9 protein-coding genes are annotated in these 6,000 nt (G+C 59.9%); all 9 read right to left on the bottom strand.

Annotated elements, in window-relative coordinates; all coding sequences use genetic code 11:
* A partial coding sequence (locus EG19_RS11600) for a proton-conducting transporter transmembrane domain-containing protein (protein WP_268746959.1) occupies positions 1 to 875 on the bottom strand: 875 nt, incomplete at its 3' end.
* Between the two features lie 3 nt (positions 876 to 878).
* Positions 879 to 1,181 (bottom strand): NADH-quinone oxidoreductase subunit NuoK, encoded by a 303-nt coding sequence (nuoK, locus tag EG19_RS11595; protein ID WP_038050497.1) that lies wholly within the window; start codon positions 1,179 to 1,181, stop codon positions 879 to 881.
* Positions 1,178 to 1,729 (bottom strand): NADH-quinone oxidoreductase subunit J, encoded by a 552-nt coding sequence (locus EG19_RS11590; RefSeq protein WP_038050496.1) that lies wholly within the window; start codon positions 1,727 to 1,729, stop codon positions 1,178 to 1,180. The genes nuoK and EG19_RS11590 overlap by 4 nt, the downstream gene beginning before the upstream one ends.
* Positions 1,729 to 2,262 carry a NuoI/complex I 23 kDa subunit family protein gene (locus EG19_RS11585; protein WP_053335276.1) on the bottom strand — a complete coding sequence of 178 codons (534 nt, stop codon included), beginning with the start codon at positions 2,260 to 2,262 and terminating at the stop codon, positions 1,729 to 1,731. Before EG19_RS11585 ends, EG19_RS11590 begins: the two co-directional genes overlap by 1 nt.
* Complete coding sequence (nuoH, locus tag EG19_RS11580) at positions 2,259 to 3,281, bottom strand: NADH-quinone oxidoreductase subunit NuoH (RefSeq protein ID WP_038050494.1); 1,023 nt, start codon at positions 3,279 to 3,281, stop codon at positions 2,259 to 2,261. Before nuoH ends, EG19_RS11585 begins: the two co-directional genes overlap by 4 nt.
* Positions 3,282 to 3,289: 8 nt before the next feature.
* The gene (locus EG19_RS11575) at positions 3,290 to 4,408 is read right to left on the bottom strand and encodes an NADH-quinone oxidoreductase subunit D (protein WP_038050492.1); all 1,119 of its coding nucleotides are present in this window, start codon (positions 4,406 to 4,408) and stop codon (positions 3,290 to 3,292) included.
* Positions 4,409 to 4,411: 3 nt separating this feature from the next.
* Entirely contained in the window at positions 4,412 to 5,017 is a 606-nt protein-coding gene (locus EG19_RS11570) for an NADH-quinone oxidoreductase subunit C (RefSeq protein ID WP_053335275.1), read from the bottom strand.
* 10 nt (positions 5,018 to 5,027) lie between these two features.
* Positions 5,028 to 5,513 (bottom strand): NADH-quinone oxidoreductase subunit B, encoded by a 486-nt coding sequence (locus EG19_RS11565; protein WP_038050490.1) that lies wholly within the window; start codon positions 5,511 to 5,513, stop codon positions 5,028 to 5,030.
* Positions 5,504 to 5,860, bottom strand: a complete 357-nt coding sequence (locus EG19_RS11560) for an NADH-quinone oxidoreductase subunit A (RefSeq protein ID WP_038050488.1) — start codon at positions 5,858 to 5,860, stop codon at positions 5,504 to 5,506. The genes EG19_RS11565 and EG19_RS11560 overlap by 10 nt, the downstream gene beginning before the upstream one ends.
* Positions 5,861 to 6,000: the final 140 nt, after the last annotated feature.

Genomic DNA, 6,000 nt, shown 5'->3' with positions numbered 1-6,000 from the left:
TGCCGGTAGATGACGTTGGTACGGGCCACCATGTACACACCGGCGGTGACCATGGTGGCGGCGTGGATGAGAGCGGAGACCGGCGTGGGGCCGGCCATGGCGTCGGGAAGCCAGACGTAGAGGGGAAGCTGGGCGGATTTGCCCACAGCGCCCACAAACAAAAGCAAGCCAATGGCGTTGAGGTAGCCTGCGTAGCTGGCCGGGTTTTCCTCCACCGCCTGGGCGATTTGGCCAAAGTCCACGGTGCCAAAGACCTTGTAGGCCAGGAAGATCGCCAAGAGAAAGCCAAAGTCACCGATGCGGTTGACGATGAAGGCTTTTTTGCCTGCGGAAGCGCACCAGTCCTGGGTGAAGTAGTAGCCAATGAGGAGGTAGGAGCAAAGGCCAACGCCTTCCCAGCCCACAAAGAGGACCAGGAGGTTGGCCCCCAGGACGAGGGTGAGCATGGCAAACATGAAGAGGTTAAGGTAAGCAAAGTAGCGGGCAAAGCCCCGGTCGCTTTCGCCGTGCATGTAGCCAACGGAGTAAACGTGAATCAAGAACCCCACAAAGGTGACAAAGAACACCATGACCGCCGAAAGCGCATCCAAACGCAGGGAAAAGTCAATGGAAAACGGCGCCAATTGGCCGGCCACGGTATGCCCGGGAAGCGGCGGGATCCACGAAAACAGCGTCACCTGCCATACGTGGTGGCGACCAAAATGCCAAAGCCAGTAGGCCACCGCGGTAAAGGCGGACAGCATGGCCAGCCCGCTGCCGGCCAACGCTACCGCCGAAGTTGTCCTCTTCGACCATCCGCGGCGGTTGCCGATCAAGCCGTTGGCCACCGCCCCCAACAGCGGAAACAGAAGCACCAGGCCTAACACCGCGTCCATGGCTCAACCCCGCATTTCCGAAACGGCATCCAGAGCCACCGTGCTCTTGAGCCGGGAAAGCTGCACGATAATCCCCAGGCCAATGGCCGCCTCAGCTGCAGCAATGGTGATGACGAAAACCGGGAAAACCTGGCCGGTAAGGTCTCCCAATTGCCGGGCAAAGGCCACGAAGTTCAAGTTGGCGGCGTTGAGGATGAGCTCCACGCTCATGAGCACGGTGATGAAGTTACGGCGAACCAAAAGCCCCACCAGCCCACAGGCCAGCATCAGCACCGAAACCAGCAAATACCAGGACAAAGGGATCATGCTCTCTCCGTTTCCTTTGGCTTGCGCCCCAAAACGATGGCCCCCACCATGGCCACCAACAGGAGCACCGAAACCACCTCAAAGGGAAGCAGGTAATCGCGGTACAAAAGCCAGCCCACGGCTTCGGTGTTGCCCACCCGCTCCCCGGCGATGGACACCAGAGGCGAAACATCCGCCGTGGGCCGCTTGCCCAGGGCCCACATGGCGGTGAGGGCCAGCGCCGAAAACAGCATGCTTCCCACCACAGCCAGCGGCACCAGGGGCTTTAGGTACTGCGTTTCCTTTTCTGCCGCTCGCACGTTCACGAACATGATCACAAACAGGAAAAGCACCATCACGCCGCCGGCGTACACCAGCACCTGCACCGCCGCCAAAAACTCCCCGTGGGCCAACACAAACAAGCCGGCCACACCGAGGAAGCTGGCCAACAGCGAAAGCGCCGCATGCACGGGCTGCCGCAGCGCCACCACACCTACGGCACCGCCCAGCGAAATCAAAGCCAAAAAAAGGAACACCCCTTGAGAAAAATGGGCCACGAGGAAATCCATCAGTGGTCCTCCTCTTCCTCTTCGCCCCCCAAGCGGAAGGCGGGCAGCCCCCCTTCGGCCGGTGGCTTCACACCCGGGAAGGGCTTTACACCCTCCCAGTGCATGAGCTTTTCCTTGTTGAAGTAGAGGGCGTGGTTGCGCTCGTAAGCCGCCGCTTCGTAGGTCTTGGTGGTGAGCCACACCGCTTCGGTGGGGCAAGCCTCGGCACAGAGGTTGCAAAACATGCAGCGCTTGACGTCAATGTCGTAGCGGTCAATGACCTGTTTTTTGCGCTTCTTGCCTTCGATTTCGTACTCCTCCCAGTGGCTTTCAATGTGAATGATGCCAATGGGACAGGCCTTTTCACAGCCGCGGCATACGTTGCACCGCTCCAGGGAGTAGCCAAACATCCCGCGGAAGCGATCCGCAGGCTCCTTCCGTTCTTCCGGGTACTGGATGGTGGCCTTGCGGGAGAAAAGGTATTTCCCCGTGGTTTTGAGCCCCGTGAGCAAATCCACAGGGATCACGCTGGCTAAAAGCCCCCAAAAGCTCATACCTGACCTCCCGGAAGCGAAACAAAATAGGCAACCACCAAAAGGTTGACCAAGCTTACGGGCAAAAGCACCTTCCACCCTAAACCCATAAGCTGGTCAAAGCGGTAGCGGGGAAAGGTCCCCCGGAACCAGATGTAGAGGAACAGGAAAAAGGCAACTTTGAGCAAGAACCACGCCAGAGGTGGAATCACGTCGAGAAAAGCTAAAGCCGCCACGTTGGGGAAAGGCCGCAGCCAACCACCAAAAAACATCACCGTCGCCAGCGAGGAAACCACCACCATATTTGCGTATTCCGCAAGGAAATAAAACGCGAATTTCATTCCCGAATATTCTGTGTGGTAGCCGGCCACCAGCTCGGATTCAGCTTCGGGAAGATCAAAGGGGTTGCGGTTGGTTTCCGCCACACCGCAAATGAAGTAAATGAAAAACGCCACAAAGCCCGGGAAGAAAAACCAAACCCCGGCTTGCTTTTGTGCCTCGACGATGCGCACCAGGGAAAGCGATTTGGCCAAGATCAGCACCGTGACCACCGAAAAGCCCATGGGTACTTCGTAGGAGATCATTTGCGCTGCCGAGCGCAAGCCGCCCATGAGCGAAAACTTGTTGTTGGACGCCCAACCGCCGAGGATGATGCCGTACACACCAATGGAGCTCACAGCAAGGATGAACAGCACGCCGACGTTCACGTCGGTGACGAACAAGTTAGGCGAAGGACCAAAGGGGATGACCGAAAAAACCACCAAAGCCGGCACGATGATGAGCACCGGGCCCAAAAGGAACACGAACCTCTCGGCAAAACCCGGGGTGAGGTCCTCCTTTACGAAGAGCTTGAGGGCATCGGCAATAGGCTGCAGCCACCCTTTGGGCCCCACGCGGTTGGGTCCCAAGCGAATTTGCATGTAAGCCAGGAGCTTGCGCTCAAACCAGGAAAGGTACGCCGCCAGCAACACCAGCGCCAAAAGGATCACCAGGATCTTCACCAGCGGCCAACCCACGTATGTCCAGAAGAGCTCGTTCATACCCACCCCTAGCGATCAATCTCGCCCAGCACGATGTCCAAGGTGCCGATGACCGCCACCACGTCGGCCACCAGGTGCCCCTTCACCAGCTCCGGCAGCGCCTGAAGGTTCACAAAACAGGGCGGACGCACCCGCACCCGGTACGGGGTCACGTTGCCGTCGGAAACGATGTAGTAGCCAAGCTCGCCCTTGGGCCCTTCCACGGAAAAGTAAACCTCCCCCTTGGGCGGACGGATCACCTTGGGCACCCAGGCCATCACCGGACCGTCGGGCAGGCGGTCCAGGCACTGGCGGATGATGCGCACCGACTGCCGCATTTCCTCCATGCGCACCAGGTAGCGGTCGTAAGTGTCCCCGTTCTTGCCAATGGGGATGTCGAACTCCACCTCGTTGTAGTGATCGTAAGGGAACACCTTGCGGATGTCCCACTTAACGCCGCTGCCGCGCAGCGGTGGCCCGGTCAGCCCCCAGGCAATGGCCTTTTCCGCATCAATGACCCCGACCCCCACGGTGCGGGCCTTCCAAATGCGGTTGTTGGTCAAAAGCCGCTCCCAGTCCTCGATCTTTTTGGGGAGCTCATCCACAAACTTGCGGCAGCGGTCGGTCCAGCCTTCGGGAAGGTCCCAGGGCACCCCACCGATGCGCATGGTGTTGAGGGTCAGGCGGGCGCCGCAGTACTCCTCAAACAAATCGAGGATCTTTTCCCGCTCCTCAAAGGTGTAAAAGAACGGCGTTACCGCGCCAATGTCCAAGGCGTGGGTGGCAAGCCAAATGATGTGGGAGGCAATCCGCTGGAGCTCCGCCAGGATCATGCGGATGTACGCGGCCCGCGGCGGAATGGTAATCCCCATGAGCTTTTCCACCGCTCCCACGAAGCCCTGGTTGTTGGTGGCCGCCGCCGTGTAGTCCATGCGGTCGGTGTGGGGGATGCACTGGGGGTAGGTTTCCCGCTCGAACAGCTTCTCGGTGCCGCGGTGGAGGTAGCCAATAATGGGCTTGGCATCCACGATCTTTTCGCCGTCCACCTTCAAAAGCAAGCGCAAAACCCCGTGGGTGGCCGGGTGTTGCGGCCCAAAGGAAACCTCCATTTCCTCCCCGCCCAGTAAGGTCGCCTCCAGTTCTGCCATGGCTTACGCTCCCCCCTTGGGCTTCACCGGCCCACCCCCCGGCGGGTAAATGTCCGGATACACCGCCGCACCGGTATCAACCCCCTCGATGGGGAAGTCCTTGCGCAACGGGTGTCCGGAAAAACCCTCCCAGGTGAGGATCCGCTCCAGGTTCGGGTGGTTGGCAAAGTAAATGCCAAACATGTCAAAAACTTCCCGCTCCATCCAGTTGGCGGTGGGCCACAGCTCAACCGCCGTGGGCACCTCCACCCCATCGGCCACCCGCACCTTGACCCGCAAGCGGGCCGAATCCGCGTGCCGGTGCAGCCAGTACACCACGTCAAAACGCCCCTCCGGGCGGTCCTTCCAGTCCACCGCCGTGAGGTCCACCAAAAACTTGTAGCCCAACCCCTTGAGGGCCGAAAGCACGGCCATCAACTGCTCAAGCCCCACCACCACGCTCACCTGCCCGGCAAACTCCACCGCTTCCACTACTGCTCCCGGAACCGCTCTCTCGAGCTCCCGCACCAACGGGTGCTCGCGGGCATCCTGCGGTTGCGGTGGTACCGGTTTTTCCTCCCAGGGCATCTTGGGAGGCGCAGGCTCTTGCACCTTGTTTTCCTCGCTCACAGGCCCCCCTTTAGCTCGCCTTGCGGGCGATGGTCATGCGGTCAATCTTCTTTTGCAGCTGCATCAAGCCGTAAAGCAAAGCTTCCGGCCGCGGAGGACACCCGGGCACGTACACGTCCACCGGGATGATGCGATCCACGCCCTGCGTTACCGCGTAGGTGCGGTAAGGCCCGCCGGAGATGGCGCAGGAACCCATGGCAATGACCCACTTGGGCTCGGCCATTTGGTCGTAAAGGCGTTTGACGATGGGCGCCATCTTTTCGGTCACGGTGCCCGCCACGATCATCAGGTCCGACTGGCGCGGCGAGCCGCGGAAGACCTCAGCCCCAAAGCGGGCCATGTCAAAGCGGGGATCCAGCACCGCCATCATCTCGATGGCGCAGCAGGCCAAACCAAACTGCATGGGCCAGAGGGAGTTCTTGCGGGCCCAGTTGAACACCGCGTCGTAAAGCCCGGTGAAAACGTTGGGAGAGATCTCCTTCTCGCTCACGCCCATTGCAGCGCCCCCTTTCGCCAAGCGTACACGTAGCCAGCCACCAAGATGGCCAGGAACACCACCATCTCCACAAACCCAAAAAGCGCGAGCTTATCCAGCATCACCGCCCAGGGGAAAAGGAACACGGTTTCCACATCGAAAATCACGAACAAGACGGCAATGAGGTAGTAGCGCACCGAGTAGCGGGTTTCATGGGCCACGGTGGTCACCGGGACACCGCACTCGTAAGGCTCGTTCTTCACCGGATGCGGCTTTCCCGCGCGCAAGGCCCGGGCGATGAGCAGGGTGACAATGGGAAAGCTCACCGCCACCAAAACAAAAAGCAGGATCGGAATGTAGGCGTTCACCCCCCCCTCCCCTCGCCCGCGCAATTTAGCGCAAACTTTCACAAAGTCAAGCTTGTGAAATAGGAATGCAATCTCAGGGACTGTTGAAAGAAGGCGCAGAGCAGGGCGTCAGCAGGCGCCCGGAGGATGCCCGACTAGTC

Origin of the sequence: Thermoanaerobaculum aquaticum (genome assembly GCF_000687145.1) — a bacterium.
GTDB classification, from domain to species: domain Bacteria; phylum Acidobacteriota; class Thermoanaerobaculia; order Thermoanaerobaculales; family Thermoanaerobaculaceae; genus Thermoanaerobaculum; species Thermoanaerobaculum aquaticum.
Note: the sequence above shows the minus strand (reverse complement) of the source record. Positions and strands in the feature narration are given on the sequence as shown.

Bases quoted from the DNA above. Each gene is read 5' to 3' on its own strand.
- nuoK (WP_038050497.1), bottom strand. From the start codon at position 1,181: ATGATCCCTTTGTCCTGGTATTTGCTGGTTTCGGTGCTGATGCTGGCC.
- EG19_RS11585 (WP_053335276.1), bottom strand. From the start codon at position 2,262: ATGAGCTTTTGGGGGCTTTTAGCCAGCGTGATCCCTGTGGATTTGCTC.
- EG19_RS11565 (WP_038050490.1), bottom strand. From the start codon at position 5,513: ATGGGCGTGAGCGAGAAGGAGATCTCTCCCAACGTTTTCACCGGGCTT.
- nuoH (WP_038050494.1), bottom strand. From the start codon at position 3,281: ATGAACGAGCTCTTCTGGACATACGTGGGTTGGCCGCTGGTGAAGATC.
- EG19_RS11590 (WP_038050496.1), bottom strand. From the start codon at position 1,729: ATGGATTTCCTCGTGGCCCATTTTTCTCAAGGGGTGTTCCTTTTTTTG.
- EG19_RS11575 (WP_038050492.1), bottom strand. From the start codon at position 4,408: ATGGCAGAACTGGAGGCGACCTTACTGGGCGGGGAGGAAATGGAGGTT.